Here is a 19,971-nt window from a genome sequence, read left to right as displayed (position 1 = left end):
GCCCGCGGCCATCCGTACGGGCGAATCCGGGCACGCACGTGCAATGCCGTACGTTCGTGCGTCGAGGGACACACGTGACGGCAGCGTCCGCAGCGCCCCCAGTGCACCGAGGGAAGAAGGGGAAGTCCTGCTTCCGCACCGGGCGTCGGCGTAGCGTCGGCTGGACGTGTCCCCCTCACTGCGCGACCACCGCCCTCCGCGGCAGGCGGCCCGCCCCCACGACCATGGCGCCCCGCGCCGGCAGTGACAGACCCCAGCACACCCACCAGGACCGGCGAACCACGTGAGCTCCTCTTCCTCCACCAGTCGCCTGTCGCACCCCCAGGTGCGACAGGGGAGCCGTGGCGCTTACCGACTGGTGCGTACCCCGCCGGCCAAGCCGGATCCCCCTCGTCTGGACGCCGCACAGCGCGCTGTGGTTGACCATGGGGCCGGCCCGCTGCTCGTCCTCGCCGGCCCGGGCACCGGCAAGACCACCACCCTGGTCGAGTCCGTGGCCGCACGGATCGCCCGCGGCCAGGACCCCGAGCGGATCCTGGTGCTGACGTTCAGCCGCAAGGCGGCCATGGAACTGCGCGACCGCATGGCGCTGCGCACCGGGGCCGCCCGCGCCCCCCGGGCGACCACCTTCCACTCCTTCTGCTACGCCCTGGTCCGTGCCCACCAGGACAGCGGCCTGTTCGCGGAGCCGCTGCGGCTGCTGTCCGGCCCCGAACAGGACGTGACCGTCCGCGAGCTCCTGACGGGCCAGGTCGACCTGGAGCGGCTGGGTCTCGCGCACGTCCGCTGGCCCGACGAGCTGCGCGCCTGCCTGACCACCCGCGGCTTCGCCGACGAGGTCCGCGCCGTCCTCGCCCGCAGCCGCGAACTGGGCCTCGGCCCCGACGCGCTGGCGTCCTTCGCGCGCCGCATCGGCCGCCCCGACTGGCAGGCCGCGGCCGCCTTCCTCGCCGAGTACCTCGACGTCCTGGACCTCCAGGGCGTGCTCGACTACGCCGAACTCGTCCACCGCGCGGTGCTCCTCGCCCGCCGTCCGGAGGTGGCCCAGCAGCTCGCCGCGCAGTACGACGCCGTCTACGTCGACGAGTACCAGGACACGGATGCGGCCCAGGTCCGCCTGCTGCGGGCACTGGCGGGGGAGGGCCGGACCCTGCTCGCCTTCGGCGACCCCGACCAGTCGATCTATGCGTTCCGGGGCGCGGACGTGAACGGCATCCTCGACTTCCCGGGCACCTTCCCGCGCGCGGACGGCCGCCCCGCGCCCGTCGCGGTGCTGCGCACCTCCCGCCGCTCCGGCGCGGCACTGCTGGCCGCGACCCGCCTGCTGACCCAGCGCATGCCGCTCACCCGGCTCCCGGCCGACAAGGTCCGCGCACACCGGGAGCTGATCCCGGCACGGGAGGGCGGCCGCGTCGAGGTCCACACGTACCCGACGCCGGGCACCGAGGTGGACAACATCGCCGACATCCTGCGCCGGGCCCACTTGGAGGACGGCGTCCCCTGGAGCGAGATGGCCGTCCTGGTGCGCGCCGGCGCCCGCACCATACCGACGCTCCGCCGCGCCCTGACCGCCGCGGGCGTGCCCCTGGAGGTCGACGGCGACGACCTGCCGCTGCGCCACGAACCAGCGGTGGCACCGCTGCTGACGGCGCTGCGCGCGGTGGCGACGGCGGAGGCGTCCTGGCGTCCCGAAGGGGACTCGACCGAGGCGGCGCGGCGTCCCGAGGGAGACACGACTGAGGCGGCAGGACGTTCCGACGGGGACACGACCGAGGCGGCACGACGTTCCGACGGGGACACGACCGAGGCCGAGCAGACCGAGCGGACAGCGCACACGGACCAGCGTGACCGGGATCCGGAAGCGGATGCCTGCTGGCTGGACACCGAAACCGCCCTCACCCTCCTCGCCTCGCCGCTCGCCGGGATGGACGCCGCCGACCTGCGCCGCCTGGGCCGCGCGCTGCGCGAGGAGGAACGGGCCGCGGGCAACCCGCCACCGCCGCCCTCCGACGAACTGCTGGCGCGGGCCCTGGCCGAACCCGAGCGCCTGGTCGCGCACGACCCGGCATACGCGCGGGGCGCCCAGCGCCTCGGCGCACTGCTCAGGAAGGCCAGGGAGCGCCTGGCGGGCGGCGGCACCGCCGAAGAGGCGCTGTGGGACCTGTGGGAGGGCACGCCGTGGCCCGAGCGCCTGGAACGGGCCACCCGGCGCGGCGGCGCGGCGGGCCGCAACGCGGACCGGGACCTGGACGCCGTGTGCGCGCTGTTCGCGACGGCCGCCCGTGCAGAGGAGCGCACCGGGGGCCGGGGCGCCCTGAACTTCCTGGAGGAGATCGACGCCCAGGACATCGCCGCCGACACGCTCACGCGGCGCGCCGTACGCCCCGACGCCGTGCGCCTGATGACGGCCCACCGCTCCAAGGGCCTCCAGTGGCGCCTGGTCGTCGTCGCGGGTGTCCAGGACGGCCTGTGGCCGGACCTGCGCCGCCGGGGCTCCCTGCTGGAGGCCGACCGGATCGGCCGCGACGGCCTCGCCGAGCCGCTCACGCCCGGGGCCCTGCTGGCGGAGGAGCGCCGGCTGTTCTACGTGGCCGCCACGCGCGCGCGTGACCGGCTCGTCGTGACCGCGGTGAAGGCACCCGCGGACGACGGCGACCAGCCGTCCCGCTTCCTCACCGAACTCGGCGTCGAACCCAAGGACGTCACCGGGCGCCCCCGCCGTCCGCTGTCCGTGGCGGCACTGGTCGCCGAACTGCGGGCCACCACCGTCGACCCGCGCGTGTCCGACGCCCTGAGGCAGGCGGCCGCACGCAGGCTGGCCCGGCTCGCGGCGCTCGCCGACGACGAGGGCCGGCCCCTGGTTCCCTCGGCGCACCCCTACCGCTGGTGGGGCATGGCCGAGCCGACCGAGAGCAAGGTGCCGCTGCGCCACCGCGACCAGCCCGTCGTGCTGTCCGGAAGCGCCCTCGACCAGCTGGCCAACACCTGCGCCCTGCAATGGTTCCTCGGTCGCGAGGTCAAGGCCGACGCCCCCGCGACCGCCGCCCAGGGCTTCGGCAACGTGGTGCACGTCCTGGCCGACGAGGTCGCCTCCGGACGCACCCCCGCCGACCTCGCCGTCCTCATGGAACGCCTGGAGACGGTGTGGAACGCGCTCGCCTTCGACGCGCCCTGGAAGTCGGCCCAGGAGAAGGAGCACGCGCGCGTGGCGCTCGAACGCTTCCTGCACTGGCATGTCCTGGAGCGCGCCGGCCGCACCCCGGTGGCCAGCGAGCACGACTTCGACGTGACCCTCGGAGCCGGTGACTACCAGGTGCGCATCCGCGGCTCCATGGACCGCGTGGAGGCCGACCGCGACGGCCGCGCCTACGTCGTCGACTTCAAGACCGGCAAACAGGCGCCCACCGGAGCCGAGGTGGCCCGCCACCCGCAGCTGGCCGTTTACCAGCTGGCGGTCCGCGAAGGCGCCGTCGACGACGCCTTCGACGGCGGGCGCCCAGAGCCGGGCGGCGCCGAACTCGTCCAGTTGCGCCAGGGCGCCGCCAAACGGGACGGCGGCGACAGCCTGCCCAAGGTGCAGGCCCAGGAGCCGCTGGAGGGCGAGTGGGTCGGCGAGCTGCTGGCCACCGCCGCCGGAAAGGTCCTCGACGAACGGTTCACCCCCACCTCCGGCCAGCACTGCGCGCACTGCGCCTTCCGGGCCTCGTGCAGCGCCCGGCCTGAGGGACGCCACGTCGTCGAGTGACGTATGTGACGCACGGCACCACGCGTGCTGACCTGTGCTTTCTCCGTTTCCGGAAGTGACTCGGGCATCGGTTGTCAGTGGCCGCCGCTAGCCTTCTCGACGTGCCCGCCCGTATCACCGATCCCGAGCAGCTCAAGGAGCTTCTCGGGATTCCGTTCACCCCGGAGCAGACGGCCTGCATCACCGCGCCGCCCGCCCCGCAGGTGATCGTGGCCGGAGCCGGGTCCGGGAAGACGACCGTGATGGCGGCCCGCGTGGTGTGGCTGGTCGGCACCGGCCAGGTCGCCCCCGAACAGGTCCTCGGTCTGACCTTCACCAACAAGGCCGCCGGAGAGCTCGCCGAGCGCGTCCGCAAGGCGCTGATCAAGGCGGGCGTCACCGACCCCGACGCCCACCCGTCACCCGGCCACCACCCCTCAACGACAGCGCTTCGCGCTGACACCTATTGGTCGGACCCGGACGACCCGCCGGGCGAGCCGGTGATCTCCACCTACCATGCCTTCGCCGGGCGTCTGCTGACCGACCACGGCCTGCGCATCGGGCTCGAACCCACCACCCGCCTGCTCGCCGACGCCACCCGCTACCAGCTCGCCGCGCGCGTGCTGCGCGAGGCACCAGGCCCGTACCCGGCGCTGACCCGTTCCTTCCCCGACCTCGTCAGCGACCTCCTCGCCCTCGACGCCGAGCTCGCCGAACACCTGGTGACCCCCGAGGACCTGCGCACCTGGGACGCAGGGCTGCTGCGCAGCCTCGAAGGCGCCAAGCTGTCCAACGCCGACCTGCGCAAGGTTCCCGAGACCGCCGCCGCCCGCCGTGAACTCGCCGGGCTGGTGCTCCGCTACCGGGCCGCCAAGCGCGAGCGGGACCTGCTCGACTTCGGCGACCAGATCGCCTTCGCGGCCCGGCTCGCCCAGCTCCCGGAGGTCGGCCGCATCCTGCGCGAGGACTTCAGGGTGGTCCTCCTGGACGAGTATCAGGACACCTCGGTCGCCCAGCGCATCCTGCTGGCCGGCCTCTTCGGCGGCGGCACGGGCCACCCCGTGACCGCCGTGGGCGACCCCTGCCAGGCCATCTACGGCTGGCGCGGCGCCTCCGTCGCCAACCTCGACGACTTCCCCGAGCACTTCGCGCACGCCGACGGCCGCACCGCCACCCGCCAGGCGCTCAGCGAGAACCGCCGCAGCGGCGGCCGCCTCCTCGACCTCGCCAACGGACTCGCCGCGCCCCTGCGCGCCATGCACGCGGGCGTGGAGGCCCTGCGCCCCGCCCCTGGAGCCGAGCGCGACGGGCTGGTGCGGTGCGCGCTGCTGCGCACCCACGCCGAGGAGATCGAATGGGCCGCCGACTCCATCGCCCACCTCGTACGGACGGGGAAGGCACCCGGTGAGATCGCCGTCCTGTGCCGTACGGCGACCGACTTCGCCGAGATCCAGGGCGCCCTGGTCGCCCGGGACGTCCCGGTCGAGGTGGTCGGCCTGTCCGGGCTGCTGCACCTGCCCGAGGTCGCCGACCTCGTCGCCGTCTGCGAGGTCCTTCAGGACCCCGGCGCCAACGCCTCCCTGGTGCGGCTGCTGACCGGCCCGCGCTGGCGGATCGGCCCACGCGACCTCGCACTCCTGGGACGCCGGGCCAGACTGCTCGTGGCACACGCGCGCGTGGGCGCCGACGACGATCCGGACCGGCGCCTCGCGGCGGCGGTCGAGGGCGTCGACCCGGCCGAGGTGATCTCGCTCGCCGACGCCCTCGACACGTTCCTGGAGACGCCCCTGAACGGCGCACCCGGCCGGGGAGACGACGACGGGCTGCCGTTCTCGCCGGAGGCGCGCGTGCGGTTCGCCCGGCTCGCCGCCGAACTGCGCGACCTGCGCCGCTCGCTGTCCGACCCGCTCATGGACGTCCTGCACCGGGTCCTGGCCGTCACCGGCCTGGAGGTCGAGCTGTCCGCGTCCCCGCACGCCCTGGCCGCCCGCCGCCGCGAGACCCTGTCGAACTTCCTGGACGTCGCCGCCTCCTTCGCCGCCAACGAGAGCCAGGCGACCCTGCTCGCCTTCCTCGGGTTCCTGCGCACCGCCGCCCAGTACGAGAAGGGCCTGGACAACGCGCTGCCAGGCGGCGAGAACACCGTCAAGGTGCTCACCGCGCACAAGTCCAAGGGCCTGGAGTGGGACGTCGTCGCCGTCCCCGGCCTGGTCACCGGGACCTTCCCCAGCGCCCAGGGCCGCGAGAAGTGGACCAGCCAGGGCAAGGTCCTGCCGCACACCCTGCGCGGCGACGCCGCCACCCTCCCCGACGTCGACAGCTGGGACGCGCGCGGCCTCAAGGCTTTCCACGAGGCGATGAAGGACCACCAGCACACCGAGGAGCTGCGCCTCGGCTACGTCACGTTCACCCGCCCCCGCTCCCTGCTGCTCGGCTCCGGCCACTGGTGGGGCCCGAGCCAGAAGAAGCCCCGCGGCCCCTCCGAGTTCCTCCAGGCCCTCTACGACCACTGCGCCGCCGGGCACGGCGAGATCGAGGCCTGGGCGGAGGAGCCCGGGGAGGACGAGGAGAACCCGGCCCTGCGGCAGGCCGGCGCCGACCAGGTCTGGCCGCTGCCCCTGGACGAGGCCGCCCTGACCCGCCGCCGCGCCGCCGCCGCGACCGTCCTGGCCCACCTGGACGACCTCGCCACGCGCGCGGACGGCCACCGTCCGGCCGTACACGACCCGGAGTCCCACGACGACCCGGACTGGCCCCCGCCCCCGGAGGACGACGAACCGCCCTACGGCGAGGAACCGCCCCACGACGAGGACGTCCCTTTCGAGGACGACCCGGGCGACTGGGACTCCTGGAGCAGCGACCGCCCCGCGGCCTCCCACCTGCCCACGGTCCCGCACCAGGCGACGGCACCGGACCGTCAGGCCGCCGCATCGCCGGACTCCGTCGCACCGGACCGTCAGGCCGCCGCACCGGCCCGGCATGCGCCCGCACCGCGCTCCGCTCCACCCGAGCCGGCACCCGCACCCGTACCCGAGCCCGAGCCGCTCACCCCCGAGGAGACCCGCCTCGTCGCCTCCTGGGACCGCGACCTCGACGCGCTCACCGGGGAGCTCCGGCGCGCCCGGCAGCGCGTCACCGACGTGCCCCTGCCGACGACCCTGACCGCCTCGCAGCTGCTGCGTCTGGCCGCCGACCCGGACGGGTTCGCGCGGGAGCTCGCGCGCCCCATGCCGCGCCCCCCGCAACCCGCGGCGCGCCGTGGCACCCGCTTCCACGCCTGGGTCGAGACCCGCTTCGAAGAGCTCACGCTGCCCATGCTGGAGCCCGAGGAGCTGCCCGGTTCCGACGCGGAGGTCGCCGACGAACGCGATCTGGAGGCCCTCAAGGAGGCCTTCGAACGCACCGAGTACGCGCACCGCACGCCCCACCGCGTCGAGGCCCCCTTCCAGCTGGAGATCGCCGGCCGCGTCGTCCGCGGCCGGATCGACGCCGTCTACAAGGAGGGCGACGGCGAGGAGGCGACGTACGAGATCGTGGACTGGAAGACCGGCCGGGGGCGCACCGCCGACCCGCTCCAGCTCGCCGTGTACCGGCTGGCCTGGGCGGAGCGGCACGGCATCCCCCTGGAGCGGGTCGGTGCCGCGTTCCTGTACGTGCGCACCGGCGAGGTCGTACGACCGGACGGCCTGCCGGACCGGGCCGCGCTGGAGCGGCTGCTCCTGGAGGAACCGCAGGGCGAGCCACAGTGTGACGAACCGCCCGAACAGGATGTCATCGCGTGCCGATAGGCTCGGGACCATGAGCCAGACCCCGGACAGCGCCGTCCGCGCGTACATCGAGCAGCACCGCACCGCCTTCCTCGACGAGCTCGTCGAGTGGCTGCGCATCCCCTCCGTGTCGGCCCAGCCCGACCACGCGCCCGACGTACGGCACAGCGCCGACTGGCTCGCCACCAAGCTCAAGGAGACCGGCTTCACCACCGCCGAGGTCTGGCAGACCGAGGGCGCACCCGCCGTCTTCGCCGAATGGCCCTCCGAGGACCCCGACGCCCCCACGGTTCTCGTCTACGGCCACCACGACGTGCAGCCCGCCGCCCGCGAGGACGGCTGGGACAGCGAGCCCTTCGAGCCGGTCGTCCGGGGAAACCGCCTCTACGCGCGAGGGGCGGCCGACGACAAGGGACAGGTGTTCTTCCACACACTTGGTGTCCGCGCGCACCTCGCCGCCACCGGCCGCACCACCCCCGCCGTGCACCTGAAGCTGCTGATCGAGGGCGAGGAGGAGTCCGGCTCCCCGCACTTCCGGGCGCTGGTCGAGCGCCACGCCGGCCGGCTCGCCGCCGACGCGGTGATCGTCTCGGACACCGGCATGTGGTCCGAGGACACCCCCACGGTGTGCACCGGGATGCGCGGTCTCGCCGAGTGCGAGATCCGGCTGTACGGCCCCGACCAGGACATCCACTCCGGCTCGTTCGGTGGAGCCGTGCCCAACCCGGCGACCGCGGCCGCCCGCCTGGTCGCCGCCCTGCACGACGAGCACGCGCGCGTGGCCGTCCCCGGCTTCTACGACGGCGTCGTAGAGCTCACCGAGCGCGAGCGTGAACTCTTCGCCGAACTGCCCTTCGACGAGGACCAGTGGCTGCGCACCGCCAAGTCCCACGCCGCCCACGGCGAAGAGGGCTACTCCACCCTGGAGCGCGTCTGGGCCCGCCCCACCGCCGAGGTGAACGGCATCGGCGGTGGCTACCAGGGCCCCGGCAGCAAGACGATCATCCCGTCCACCGCGATGGTGAAGCTGTCGTTCCGCCTGGTCGCGGGCCAGGACCCCGACCACATCGAGAAGGCCGTCCACGCCTGGGTCGACGAACAGGTGCCCGACGGGATCCGGCACGAGACCGTGTTCGGCGCGGCCACCCGCCCCTGCCTGACCCCGCTGGAGCATCCGGCACTGCGGTCCGTGGCCCGCTCCATGGGCCGTGCCTTCGGCACCCCGGTCCGCTTCACCCGCGAGGGCGGCTCCGGACCGGCCGCCGACCTCCAGGAGGTCCTCGGCGTACCCGTTCTCTTCCTCGGCATCTCCGTCCCGTCCGACGGCTGGCACGCCCCGAACGAGAAGGTCGAGCTCGACCTCCTCCTCAAGGGCGTAGAGACCAGCGCGTACCTGTGGGGCGACCTCGCCGAGCACTGGCGCGATGCGCCCTGACCGGCGGCCGCCGTCCGGGGCACCCTCCGGCGCGGGGCACACTGGAGAGGCCGCCCTGCACCTCCAGGCACCGCCGGACCCGGTCGCCTCCCGCCGTACGTCCCGCTGAACCGTCGCCGAAACCACCGTTGCACCGGGGGAGTTGGAAGCACTCGTGACCACCTGGACCGACCACACCGCCGACCGACCCATCTCGCTCACCGCACCCAGCGGCATCGACCGGGCCGCCCACCACCGGCTCGACGAGGCCTGGCTCGCCGCGGCATGGAGCCACCCCACCACCCGCTGCTTCGTGGTCTCCGGCGGCCAGGTGCTCATCGACGAGACGCCCGACGGCCGCACCGAACTCGTCATGACCCCGTCCTTCGAGGCCCCTCTCACCGAGGCGCACCGCTATTTCCTCGGCACCGACGAGGAGGGCGTGAGCTACTTCGCGCTCCAGAAGGACTCCCTGCCCGGCCGCATGGACCAGTCCGCCCGTCCGGCGGGCCTGCGCGAGGCCGGACTGCTGCTTCCGCCCCGCGACGCGGGCCTGATGGTGCACGCGGTGGCTCTGGAGAACTGGCAGCGGCTGCACCGCTTCTGCTCCCGCTGCGGCGAGCGCACCGTGATCGCCGCCGCCGGCCACATCCGCCGCTGCCCCGCCTGCGGCGCCGAGCACTACCCGCGCACCGACCCGGCGGTGATCATGGCCGTCACCGACGACGAGGACCGCATCCTCCTCGGCCGCCAGGTGCACTGGCCCGAGGGCCGCTTCTCCACGCTCGCGGGTTTCGTGGAGCCCGGCGAGTCCATCGAGCAGTCGGTGCGCCGCGAGGTCCACGAGGAGGTCGGCATCGCCGTCGGCCAGGTCGAGTACGTCGCCAGCCAGCCCTGGCCGTTCCCCTCCAGCCTCATGCTGGGCTTCATGGCCCGTGCCACCTCCACCGAGATCGACGTGGACGGTGACGAGATCCACGAGGCCCGCTGGTTCTCCCGCGAGGACCTGACCGCCGCCTTCGACTCCGGCGAGGTCCTGCCCCCGTACGGCATCTCCATCGCGGCCCGGCTCATCGAACTCTGGTACGGCAAGCCCCTGCCCACCAGGAGCGTCGTCTGAGGGACCACGACGAAGGCGGCCCCCGAGACTCTCGGGGGCCGCCTTGTCACCTGGTCCGGGGCGCCGGACTCAGACGCCGATCTTCTGCTTCACCTGCGCCAGCGACGGGTTCGTCAGCGTCGAACCGTCCGCGAAGAGCACGGTCGGGACCGTCTGGTTGCCGCCGTTCGCCTTCTCGACGAAGACCGCGGACTCCGGGTCCTGCTCGATGTTGATCTCGGTGTACGCAATGCCCTCGCGGTCCAGCTGGCTCTTCAGCCGGCGGCAGTAGCCGCACCACGTGGTGCTGTACATCGTCACAGTGCCCGGCATGTCTCGCGCTCCTTCGGCGGGTCGGGACGTCATGGTCGCAGTGAGGGAACGTACGACATGGGCACGGCATTCCCGCCGGGGGTATGGGGCTCGGCCGCGTGAGGCCTGTCGCATTAGTACGACCGGAAGGGCCCACCTGTGGACAACCGGCTCACCCGTCTCGGGCGACCTGGCAGCATGGCCATGTGACAGCAGCAACGCACTCCACCCTCTTCCCGCAGGTACCGGACTCTGCCGACGCGGTGCTCGAAGGGCTCGACCCCGAGCAGCGCGAGGTCGCCACGGCGCTGCACGGTCCGGTGTGCGTGCTGGCCGGCGCCGGCACGGGCAAGACCCGCGCGATCACCCACCGCATCGCGTACGGGGTGCGGGCCGGGATCCTCCAGCCCTCCAGCGTGCTCGCCGTCACCTTCACCAACCGCGCCGCCGGCGAGATGCGGGGCCGGCTGCGTCAGCTCGGCGCACACGGCGTCCAGGCCCGCACCTTCCACTCGGCCGCCCTGCGCCAGCTGCAGTACTTCTGGCCGAAAGCCGTCGGTGGCGGCATGCCCCGGCTCGTGGACCGCAAGATCCAGCTCGTCGCGGACGCGGCCGCCGCCTGCCGCATCCGCCTGGACCGGGGCGAGCTGCGGGACGTCACGGCGGAGATCGAATGGTCCAAGGTCACCCAGACCGTCCCGGCCGACTACGCCCTCGCAGCCGCGAAGGCCGGCCGCGAGGCCCCCCGCGACCCGGCCGAGATCGCCCAGCTCTACTCCGTCTACGAGGACCTCAAACGGGACCGCTCGGTCATCGACTTCGAGGACGTCCTGCTGCTGACCGTCGCCATCCTGCAGGACCGGCGCGACATCGCCGAACAGGTCCGCGCGCAGTACCAGCATTTCGTCGTGGACGAGTACCAGGACGTCAGCCCGCTGCAGCAGCGCCTGCTGGAGCTGTGGCTCGGCGGCCGGGACACCCTGTGCGTCGTCGGCGACGCCAGCCAGACCATCTACTCGTTCACCGGCGCAACCCCCGACCACCTCCTCGACTTCCGCGCCCGCCATCCCGGCGCCACCGTGGTCAAGCTGGTCCGCGACTACCGTTCCACTCCACAGGTGGTGCACCTGGCCAACGGACTGCTCGCCCAGGCCCGCGGGCGCGCCGCCGACCACCGGCTGGAACTGGTCTCCCAGCGGGCCGCCGGACCGGAGCCCGAATTCGCCGAGTACACCGACGAGCCCGCCGAGGCGGAGGGCGCGGCCCGCCGCATCCGGGACCTCGTCGCCTCCGGGGTCCCGGCGAGCGAGATCGCGGTCCTGTTCCGGACGAACTCCCAGTCCGAGACCTATGAGCAGGCCCTCGCCGACGTCGGCGTGCCCTATCAGCTGCGGGGCGCCGAGCGCTTCTTCGACCGCCCCGAGGTGCGCAAGGCCGGTGTCGCCCTGCGCGGCGCCGCCCGTTTCGGGTCCAACGACTCCCTGCTCGACGAGACCGTGGACCTGCCGTCGCAGGTGCGTGCCGTCCTCTCCGGCGAGGGCTGGACCCCGCGGCCCCCGGCCGGTTCGGGCGCCGTCAGGGAGCGCTGGGAGTCGCTGGCCGCCCTGGTGAACCTGGCGCAGGACTTCGCCGCCGCCCACCCTGGCGCCACCCTCGCCCATCTCGTCGCCGAACTCGACGAGCGGGCGAACGCCCAGCACGCTCCCACCGTGCAGGGCGTCACCCTGGCCTCCCTGCACTCCGCCAAGGGCCTGGAGTGGGACGTTGTCTTCCTCGTCGGCGTCTCCGAGGGAATGGTCCCGATCAGCTACGCCAGAACCGACGAGCAGGTCGAGGAGGAGCGGCGCCTGCTCTACGTCGGCGTCACCCGTGCCCGCGAGCGGCTGCACGTCTCCTGGTCGCTGTGCCGCTCGCCCGGCGGCCGTCCCAACCGCCGCCCCAGCCGCTTCCTCGACGGACTGCGTCCCGGGTCCGCCGCCACGGCCGGCCGTGCCACGTCCGGCGCAACCGGCGGCATCGAGCGCGGAGCCGCCGTGTCCGGGAGAACCGCGGGACTGCCGGAGGCGGTGCCGCGGCGCGTCCAGCGGTCCCCGGCCCGGTGCCGAGTCTGCGGCCGCACGCTGACCGACGCCGGCGAGATGAAGCTGATGCGCTGCGACGACTGCCCCTCCGACATGGACGAGGGCCTCTACGAGCGGCTGCGCGAGTGGCGGGAGGAGCAGGCCCGGCGCACCGGGCAGCCCGCGTTCTGCGTCTTCACCGACAGGACCCTGATGGCGATCGCCGAGGCGGTCCCGGACGACGAGCGGGAGCTCGCGCGCATCCCCGGGGTCGGCATGCGCAAGCTGCGCCGTCACGGGGCCGATGTTCTCGCCATCTGCGCAGGCCGGCCGTGTGCGGCTGAAGAGGCTGAGGACTGATACGAACTCGTCGAAAAAATAGTTTGCGCACGCCCCGTCAATCCCCATAGGTTCTTGGTCACGGGAACAGTGGTCTTCCTGAGGCCCTGATTCCGTGTTGTACTTGCACATCCGAACGGACTGGCTCACCCCAGTCCCCTAGACGCCGAGAGGAGGCGAGTCCAGTGATCAGCATCAAGAGCAGCTTCTTCAGCACCGCCAAAATGACCGATCGCTCGGTCGCCTCCCTGTGCATGCTCGGCGTCTCGGACCAGGGCACCGGTCTGTCCGGCATTCGTGCCGTGCGTCCGGCGTCCCCTGTGTCTCTCGCGGGTCTTCCCATCCGTGAGCGCAATGAGCGACCGACCAAGGCACTGGAAGCAGTAGCGGCACAGGCGCAGGCCTATGCCTTTACGGCGGCCGGTGCCGGAGTCCGGAAGCAGACGACGCAGCACCACCTGATGTGGGCCTTCCGTGGGCCGAAACCCTGGAGTGATCCAGCCTGATCGCCGATCAGGCCGGCGCCTTCAGGGCCGCGGAACCCCATCCGGGATCCGCGGCCCTTCTGTTTTCCCCGAACGGGGACGGCGGACCGAAGGGGCCTCGGGACAAGAAAAGAACCCGGTACCCAGCCGACACCCGGCCGACCGGCCGGACCGACCAGACGAGGAAGACGAACCGTGCAACTCGAAGCGCACGCCCCGTCCGTACCGCCTTCCGACACGATCCCCAAGCCCGGTCTCACGGAGGACCCCACCTTGATCCCGCTCACCGCGCTCACCGCGCTCGACGACGCCATCGAGAACCTCGGCGTACCCGTCCCGTGCCGCTCCTACGACCCGGAGGTCTTCTTCGCCGAGTCGCCGGCGGACGTGGAGTACGCCAAGTCCCTCTGCCGCACCTGCCCGCTGATCGAGGCCTGCCTCGCCGGCGCCAAGGAGCGGCGTGAGCCCTGGGGCGTCTGGGGTGGCGAGCTGTTCGTCCAGGGTGTTGTCGTCGCCCGGAAGCGGCCGCGTGGCCGCCCGCGCAAGAACCCGGTCATGGCATGAACACCGCAGGAACGATCGACCGCCCCCTCACGCACGACCCCCAGAAGCAGGCCCCGATGAAGCCGTCCACCAGCGAGCCCGCAGGCTCCGCGACCGAAGACGTCACCACCACCGGCGCGAACGACTCGCGTCAGAACAGGACCCGAGAGATGCAACTCATCCCCGAAGCCATGGCCCGTGCGCATATGCACGAACGCCTGCGGGAGGCGGAGCAGGAACGCCAGGCCATGCGTCTGGTGGCCGCCCGCCGGATGCAGCGCCGCGCCGAGCGCGCCTCGCTGCGCGCCCGCCGTGCGCTTGCCATGGCGGTCATGCACTGACCGCCCACACCGCCGAGCGGTGGCCTCCCGACCGGGAGGTGAACTCTCCCGCGGGGGCAGGTCCGTTGATATGCGGACCTGCCCCCGCGGTGCGTTGCACGCGCCGTTCCAGGGCGGCGGAGGTATCGTCGCCGGGTGACGAGTCTTCCCGCGGAACCCGGCCACGGTGGCCCCACCGCGCAGCGCCCGCCCGTGGTCTGCACGCGCTGCGCCACCCCGGCCGAGGTCCTTCCCCCCACTTGGACCTGCTCCGTGGAGAACGGTGTCCGCTGCTACTTCTGCGACGCCTGCTCCCGGGAGAACCTCCGTTCCATCGAGAGCCGACTCGACTCGGCCTGGTGGTGATCCCGCCGGACTCCCGGCTCGGCCCTCCTCGATCCTGCCTCCGCGCCTCGCTCAGGCCTCGACGGCGGACTCCTCGGCCTCGGACTCCAGGACGTCCTCGGACTCCAGGACGTCCTCGGAGTTCAGGACGTCCTCGGGATCCAGGACATCCTCGGGATCCAGGACGTCCTCGGGCTCCAGCACGAAGCCCGGCAGCCACTCCTCCAGTTCCTCCCTCAGCCGCACCGTCGACCCCAGCTGGCACAGCACCCCGATGGTGCTGAGCGTCACACGGTGTATCAGCAGGTACGCCGGGGGCAGATTGAGTCGCTTGCCCAGCTGGTAGGCGGGGGAGCGGGGGTCGGCGATGCGGGCCGCCTGGTTGCGCATCCAGCTCCGGGTGAAGGTGAACTCGTCCACCTGGGCCGGTTCGATGATCGGCAGCAGGTAGTCGAGGACCGCGTCCGGGTCGAGCTCGATCGACTCCTTCACGAAGCCTTCCTCGCAGAGCAGCTCGTAGACCGCCTCGGCCTGCCCGTCCAGGGTCATCCGCAGGGACTCCCCGATCGGCGTGGGCAGACCGCCGGGCAGGCGGTCGACGGTGCCGAAGTCCAGCACGCCCAGGCGCCAGTCGTCCTCGCCGTCGGGCCCGCCGGGCAGCAGACGGAAGTTGCCCGGATGCGGATCGGCGTGCAGCAGACCGGTGCGGGCCGGGCCGGAGAACAGGAAGCGGGCCAGCAGCTGGCCGGCCCGGTCACGCTGCTCACGGGAGCCGTCCGCGATCACCTCGGACAGCGGGATGCCGTCGATCCACTCGGAGACGAGCACCTGGTCGCGCTGGTGGACCACGGCCGGGACGACCACGTCGGGATCCTCCGCGAACTCCTCCGCGTGAGACTGTTGAGCCTGCGCCTCCAGGCCGTAGTCCAGCTCCTCGGAGACACGGTCCTTCAGCTCGGAGATCAGGGGCTTGATGTCCATGCCCGGGATCAGCGGCCCCAGCAGGCGCGCGAACCGGCTCAGTTGCCCCAGGTCGGACAGCAGGGCCTCGCCGGCGCCCGGGTACTGCACCTTGACCGCCACCTCGCGGCCGTCGTGCCACACCGCCCGGTGCACCTGCCCGATCGAGGCCGCCGCGGACGGCTTGTCCTCGAATTCCTCGAACAGCTCACGCCAGTCCGCGCCGAGCCGCTCCTCCAGCACCGCGTGCACGGTGCGGGTCGGCATCGGCGGAGCGGCCTCCTGGAGCTTGGTCAGCGCCGCCCGGTAGGGGCCGGCGACCTCCTCGGGCAGCGCGGACTCGAAGACGGACAGCGCCTGCCCGAACTTCATCGCCCCGCCCTTGAGCTCGCCCAGCACCTTGAACAGCTGCTCGGCCGTGCGTTGCTGCAGCTCCCGGCCGACGAGCTCCGCGGACTCACCGACGATCCGTTTGCCGAGTCCCCAGGTCGCCCTCCCGGCGAAGCCGAGCGGGAGCGCGGCGAGCTTGGCGGTCCGGGTGACCGCCTTCCGGGGAAGATCAGACATGCGCCCTCCAAGTCCCAGCAAGCCGCGCCGCGTCTGCCCGTCGGCAGGGCGTCGATGACGGCCGTTGCCCAGCCATTGTCTCGCGTGACGCACCCTTGTTTGAGGTGTCCTCCGCCACGGGTTTCAGCGCGGCTCCGCACGGACAGTCCGGATGCGGCCACACCGGCCGCGCGCGCCAGTTCAGGCCGGGCGTGGACACCTCCCAGCGGACACCCGCGCCGGAGGGCGACTCCCCGTCCAGGAAGGCGAGCGCATGGGCCGCCGCCAGCCCGGCGACCGTCGTGGCGAGAGCCAGGTCACAGGGGCGCACATGGCGCCGCCTGCCGGACCGCCACTGGGCGACCAGGCGCGGCCACGTCTCGTCCCGGTCCGTACGGCCCCGGTGCAGGCACTCGGCGCAGCCGGTCTGGCCGGGCAGGACGAGAGGACCCACGACACCCGTGGCCTCCACGACGCCGGCGTACAGATGAGGGGTGCCCGACGCGATCAGCGCGGCCGCCGCGACCGGGTCGGGCGCGTGCACGGCGAGGTCGTCGCGCGGGGCGAGGATCACCAGCGAGTGGCCCGGCTCGCCGTCCCCATAGGACTCGTGCGACTCGTGTGACTCCTGCGGTGCCGCGGGGCCGCGGCGCGCCGGACGGTCCGGGGCCGCCCGGCGTACGGCCCGGCGGGCCGCGGCGGTCCTGCGCTCTCCGACGGCCTCGGCGGGCAGCCCGCCCGGGGCGACGTCCCACGGCTCGACGCATCCCCCGTCGAGCACGTCGACCTCGCCGATGCCCGCGCCGGACAGCAGGGCCGCCAGGACCGCACCCACCCGGCCCGCGCCGCGCACCTGTACGCGCAGATCACGGCGGGCGGCCAGCCGGCCGATCGCCTCGCCCGGTTCCCGCGCCACCAGGGACAGGGAGGCCAGATCCGGCCGCAGCCGGTCCATGACCTCCTTCTTCTCCCGCAGCGCGCGGGCCGCCGCACCCCCGCCGCGGGCGTCGTCCAGGAGGCCGGCGCGGGCCAGCCGGGTCACGAGCCGGTCGACATGGCCCTCCGGCAGGTCCATGCGGCGCCCCTCCTCCCGCAGAAGGGGCAGGCCGCGTGTGCCGTTGAGCAGCTCGAGGAAACTGCCCGTCGCCGTGTCGACCGGGCCGAGTGTCATCGCGTGCGCGGGAGTCATCCCGAACTGCACGGTGTTGAGATCGCGCCAGCCGCGCCGGAGCGCGGGTTTCACCATCGGATGCATGTGCGGCCCCCGTAGCCGAAGAAACCCAAGGAAAGAGCCCGGACAGCAGCCCGGGGAAAGGGTCCGGTGCGTCCCCCGGGTGCCGGTGGAGCCGGTCATCGCTCCGCCGACGAGTGCCAGCATGCCCGGCCCGGCCGGTCGGTGCGGAAAGTTGTCCACAGGCGGGGGATATTCGTCGTACGAATCAGACGCTCGGTGGGGGATCGGTGCGGAACCGTCCCGGACCCGGGACTTCCCCCGCGTACACCCGGTAACGTCGGGGCGTGTCCGCCGATCCACTGCACCGTGCCGGAGTGCCACAGCGCAGCAAGACGAGCCCGCCGCCGAGCGGCTCGGCGGCGAGCGCGATCGAGGTCCGCCGGAGCGCCCGTCGCCGCAGGACGGTCTCCGCGTACCGCGAGGGCGATCGCACCATCGTGCTCATCCCGGCCCGGATGTCCGAGGCGGAGGAGCGGCGCTGGGTGAACGTCATGCTCGACAAGCTGGCCGCCCAGGAGAGCCGGCGTTCGCTCGGTGACGGTGAGCTGGCCGAGCGGGCCGAGCGGCTGTCCGCCCAGTACTTCGACGGCCGGGCCCGGCCGGCCTCGGTCCGCTGGGTCACCAACCAGAACACGCGCTGGGGATCGTGCACCCCGGCGGAGGGCAGCATCCGGCTCTCGCACCGTCTGCAGGGCATGCCCGAGTACGTCGTCGACTACGTCCTCCTGCACGAGCTCGCCCATCTGCTCGTCCCCGGCCACGGTTCCGACTTCTGGCGGCTTCTCGAGGCCTATCCGCGCACCGAGCGGGCCCGGGGCTATCTCGAAGGGGTGGTCGCCGCCGGCAGACTGCCGCATCTGCCGGCCGCGCGCGGCGAGTGACCGCCCGCCCTCGGCGGGGGAACGGCCCACCGGGGATCCGAACGGCGGCCCACGGGGCAGCCGGGAGGGGCGAGCACGGAGAGACAGCCGACGGGTCCGCGTCCGGCACAGGGGAGCGGGGATTGTGTACCGGGTCTGTACCGGCTTGGTCCGGTCTCGGAGTTTGCCGTTAGCCTGGCGCGACGCACTCGTATTCGGGATGGGGGACGGTCGTTACGCATGCCCAGGGAATTCCAACGCGGCCACAAGGCCAGGATCAGTGACCTGACCGCGGGCACGGATCTGTACGTAGGCGTGCAGATCTCCGGCCCCGGACTGACCTTCGACATCAGCTGCTTCGGCCTCGACGCCGACGAACGGCTCTCGGACGACCGGTACTTCGTCTTCTTCAACCAGCCGAAGTCCCCCGAGGAGGCCATCCAGCTGCTGGGCGCGCAGGCGGGCGACACGGAGTCCTTCAGGGTCACGCTCGACCGGATCCCGGCGCAGATCCGGAAGCTGTCGTTCACGGCGACCGTCGACGGCGCGGGGCAGATGTCGCAGATCGGCCCCGGATACCTGCGCATCGTGGCCGGCGGTGAGGAAGTGGCCCGGTACGCGTTCAGCGGCTCGGAGTTCTCCACCGAACGCGCCGTGATGCTGGGCGACATCTACCTCAAGGACGTGTGGCGGTTCGCCGCCGTGGGACAGGGATTCGACGGCGGTCTGGAAGCGCTGCTGAAGAACTTCGGCGGCGAGGTCCTGGAGGAGGAGGCTCCCGCTCCGGCACCGCAGCAGCCGCAGACGGGCGGCGCTCCGGGCTTCGCTCCGCCCGCCCAGACCTCCCCGCCGCCGGCCTTCGGTGCCCCCGCCGGACCCGCCGCGCCCATCACGCCCGAGGCCCCGGCACCCGCCCCGGCCCCCGCGCCGCAGCCCGCCGCGCAGGGCTTCGCCCCGCCCCCGGGGGCCACCCCGCCGCCCTCGCCCTCGGTGCACGCCGCGCCGACGATCGTGGCGCCCATGGCTCCGCCGGGCGGCACCGTCCCGCCCCCGTCCCCGGCCCCCGCGCCCTACGGCCGGCCGGGCCAGCAGCCGCCGTACGGCCACCAGACCGGCGCCCCGAGCGCTCCACCGCCCCCGGGCTACGCCCAGCCCCAGGCGCCGCAGGCCCCCGCCCCGCCTCCCGGATACGGCCAGCCCACGCCGCCCCCCGGATACGGCCAGCAGCCGTACGGACAGGTTCCCGGCCAGGGCGCACCCGCGCCGTACGGAGTCCCGCAGGGCGCTCCCCAGGGCACCGGAGTGGCCGCCGCGCTGCAGCAGTTCAAGGAGACGCCCACCGGCCGGCGCTGGACACCGCAGAACAGCAAGCTGATCCGGGTCGATCTCGGCATGGGAGGCCAGCCCGTGCTGGCCCGCCAGGGCAGCATGGTGCTCTACCAGGGCAAGGTCGACTTCAGCTACAAGGGCGCAGGCTTCGCCGGCCGCATCGTCGGCAACGCCACCGGCCAGGAGATGCAGCTGATGCGCTGCATGGGCCAGGGCCAGGTGTTCCTCGCGGAGAACTCCACGCATCTGCACCCCGTGGAACTCCAGGGCGACGCGATCTGCGTCTCCGCGGAGAACGTCCTCGCCTTCGACGAGAGCCTCCAGCACGAGGTCCGCCGCATCGAGGGACACGGCATCCCCGGAGGCGCCCTGTTCACGATGCAGTTCCAGGGCACCGGCACCATCGTCGTCAAGACGCACGGCACGCCCGTGGTGCTGCCGGTGACGCCGACGACGTTCGTCGACTCCAACGCCGTGGTCGCCTGGTCCGCCGCCGCGCAGGTGATCGTCTCCAGCCAGGTGCGCATGCGCCGCAACGCCTACCCGGGACACACCGGAGAGGGCGTCAACCTGCAGTTCCGGGCCGCACCCGGCAACTTCGTCGTCGTCCAACCCTACGAGGTCTAGAGGGAGC

General features: G+C 73.1%; 14 protein-coding genes. 11 read left to right on the top strand and 3 right to left on the bottom strand.

Features of this window, described 5'->3' with window-relative positions; translation table 11 throughout:
• Window positions 1-283 precede the first annotated feature (283 nt).
• From R2S09_RS21755 to nudC, 4 genes are all read left to right on the top strand, one after another.
• Entirely contained in the window at window positions 284-3,745 is a 3,462-nt protein-coding gene (locus R2S09_RS21755; RefSeq protein WP_316742716.1) for an ATP-dependent DNA helicase, read from the top strand.
• Between the two features lie 101 nt (window positions 3,746-3,846).
• The gene (locus R2S09_RS21750) at window positions 3,847-7,512 is read left to right on the top strand and encodes an ATP-dependent DNA helicase (RefSeq protein WP_316742714.1); all 3,666 of its coding nucleotides are present in this window, start codon (window positions 3,847-3,849) and stop codon (window positions 7,510-7,512) included.
• A gap of 10 nt (window positions 7,513-7,522) precedes the next feature.
• Complete coding sequence (locus tag R2S09_RS21745) at window positions 7,523-8,926, top strand: dipeptidase (protein WP_316742713.1); 1,404 nt, start codon at window positions 7,523-7,525, stop codon at window positions 8,924-8,926.
• 154 nt (window positions 8,927-9,080) lie between these two features.
• The gene (gene nudC / locus R2S09_RS21740) at window positions 9,081-10,025 is read left to right on the top strand and encodes an NAD(+) diphosphatase (RefSeq protein WP_306190507.1); all 945 of its coding nucleotides are present in this window, start codon (window positions 9,081-9,083) and stop codon (window positions 10,023-10,025) included.
• A 69-nt stretch (window positions 10,026-10,094) separates the two neighbouring features.
• Here the strand turns inward: nudC and R2S09_RS21735 are convergent, their stop codons facing one another.
• Window positions 10,095-10,337, bottom strand: coding sequence for a mycoredoxin (locus R2S09_RS21735; protein WP_306190508.1), 243 nt, complete (start codon window positions 10,335-10,337; stop codon window positions 10,095-10,097).
• Between the two features lie 83 nt (window positions 10,338-10,420).
• On the opposite strand from R2S09_RS21735, the gene R2S09_RS21730 reads away from it, so the two are divergent.
• From R2S09_RS21730 to R2S09_RS21710, 5 genes are all read left to right on the top strand, one after another.
• Window positions 10,421-12,736, top strand: coding sequence for an ATP-dependent DNA helicase UvrD2 (locus R2S09_RS21730; RefSeq protein ID WP_316742710.1), 2,316 nt, complete (start codon window positions 10,421-10,423; stop codon window positions 12,734-12,736).
• Window positions 12,737-12,900: 164 nt separating this feature from the next.
• Complete coding sequence (locus R2S09_RS21725) at window positions 12,901-13,221, top strand: hypothetical protein (protein WP_030183339.1); 321 nt, start codon at window positions 12,901-12,903, stop codon at window positions 13,219-13,221.
• Between the two features lie 174 nt (window positions 13,222-13,395).
• The gene (locus R2S09_RS21720; protein WP_086726209.1) at window positions 13,396-13,764 is read left to right on the top strand and encodes a WhiB family transcriptional regulator; all 369 of its coding nucleotides are present in this window, start codon (window positions 13,396-13,398) and stop codon (window positions 13,762-13,764) included.
• Complete coding sequence (locus tag R2S09_RS21715; protein WP_030183344.1) at window positions 13,761-14,084, top strand: hypothetical protein; 324 nt, start codon at window positions 13,761-13,763, stop codon at window positions 14,082-14,084. Before R2S09_RS21720 ends, R2S09_RS21715 begins: the two co-directional genes overlap by 4 nt.
• A gap of 135 nt (window positions 14,085-14,219) precedes the next feature.
• Window positions 14,220-14,429: a hypothetical protein gene (locus R2S09_RS21710; RefSeq protein WP_306190513.1), complete on the top strand. Its 210-nt coding sequence runs from the start codon at window positions 14,220-14,222 to the stop codon at window positions 14,427-14,429.
• A gap of 51 nt (window positions 14,430-14,480) precedes the next feature.
• Here R2S09_RS21710 and R2S09_RS21705 read toward each other — a convergent pair whose 3' ends face one another.
• Window positions 14,481-15,935, bottom strand: coding sequence for an AarF/ABC1/UbiB kinase family protein (locus tag R2S09_RS21705; RefSeq protein WP_316742706.1), 1,455 nt, complete (start codon window positions 15,933-15,935; stop codon window positions 14,481-14,483).
• Window positions 15,928-17,169, bottom strand: coding sequence for a TOMM precursor leader peptide-binding protein (locus R2S09_RS21700; RefSeq protein ID WP_316742704.1), 1,242 nt, complete (start codon window positions 17,167-17,169; stop codon window positions 15,928-15,930). The genes R2S09_RS21705 and R2S09_RS21700 overlap by 8 nt, the downstream gene beginning before the upstream one ends.
• 263 nt (window positions 17,170-17,432) lie before the next feature.
• On the opposite strand from R2S09_RS21700, the gene R2S09_RS21695 reads away from it, so the two are divergent.
• Together R2S09_RS21695 and R2S09_RS21690 are read left to right on the top strand one after the other, a co-directional pair.
• Complete coding sequence (locus R2S09_RS21695) at window positions 17,433-18,029, top strand: M48 family metallopeptidase (RefSeq protein ID WP_316742702.1); 597 nt, start codon at window positions 17,433-17,435, stop codon at window positions 18,027-18,029.
• 219 nt (window positions 18,030-18,248) lie between these two features.
• Window positions 18,249-19,964: a TerD family protein gene (locus tag R2S09_RS21690; RefSeq protein WP_316742700.1), complete on the top strand. Its 1,716-nt coding sequence runs from the start codon at window positions 18,249-18,251 to the stop codon at window positions 19,962-19,964.
• Window positions 19,965-19,971 lie beyond the last annotated feature (7 nt).

It is taken from the genome of Streptomyces sp. MK7, from assembly GCF_032658145.1.
In the GTDB taxonomy this organism is placed as follows: Bacteria; Actinomycetota; Actinomycetes; order Streptomycetales; family Streptomycetaceae; genus Streptomyces; species Streptomyces spiralis.
Note: the sequence above shows the minus strand (reverse complement) of the source record. Positions and strands in the feature narration are given on the sequence as shown.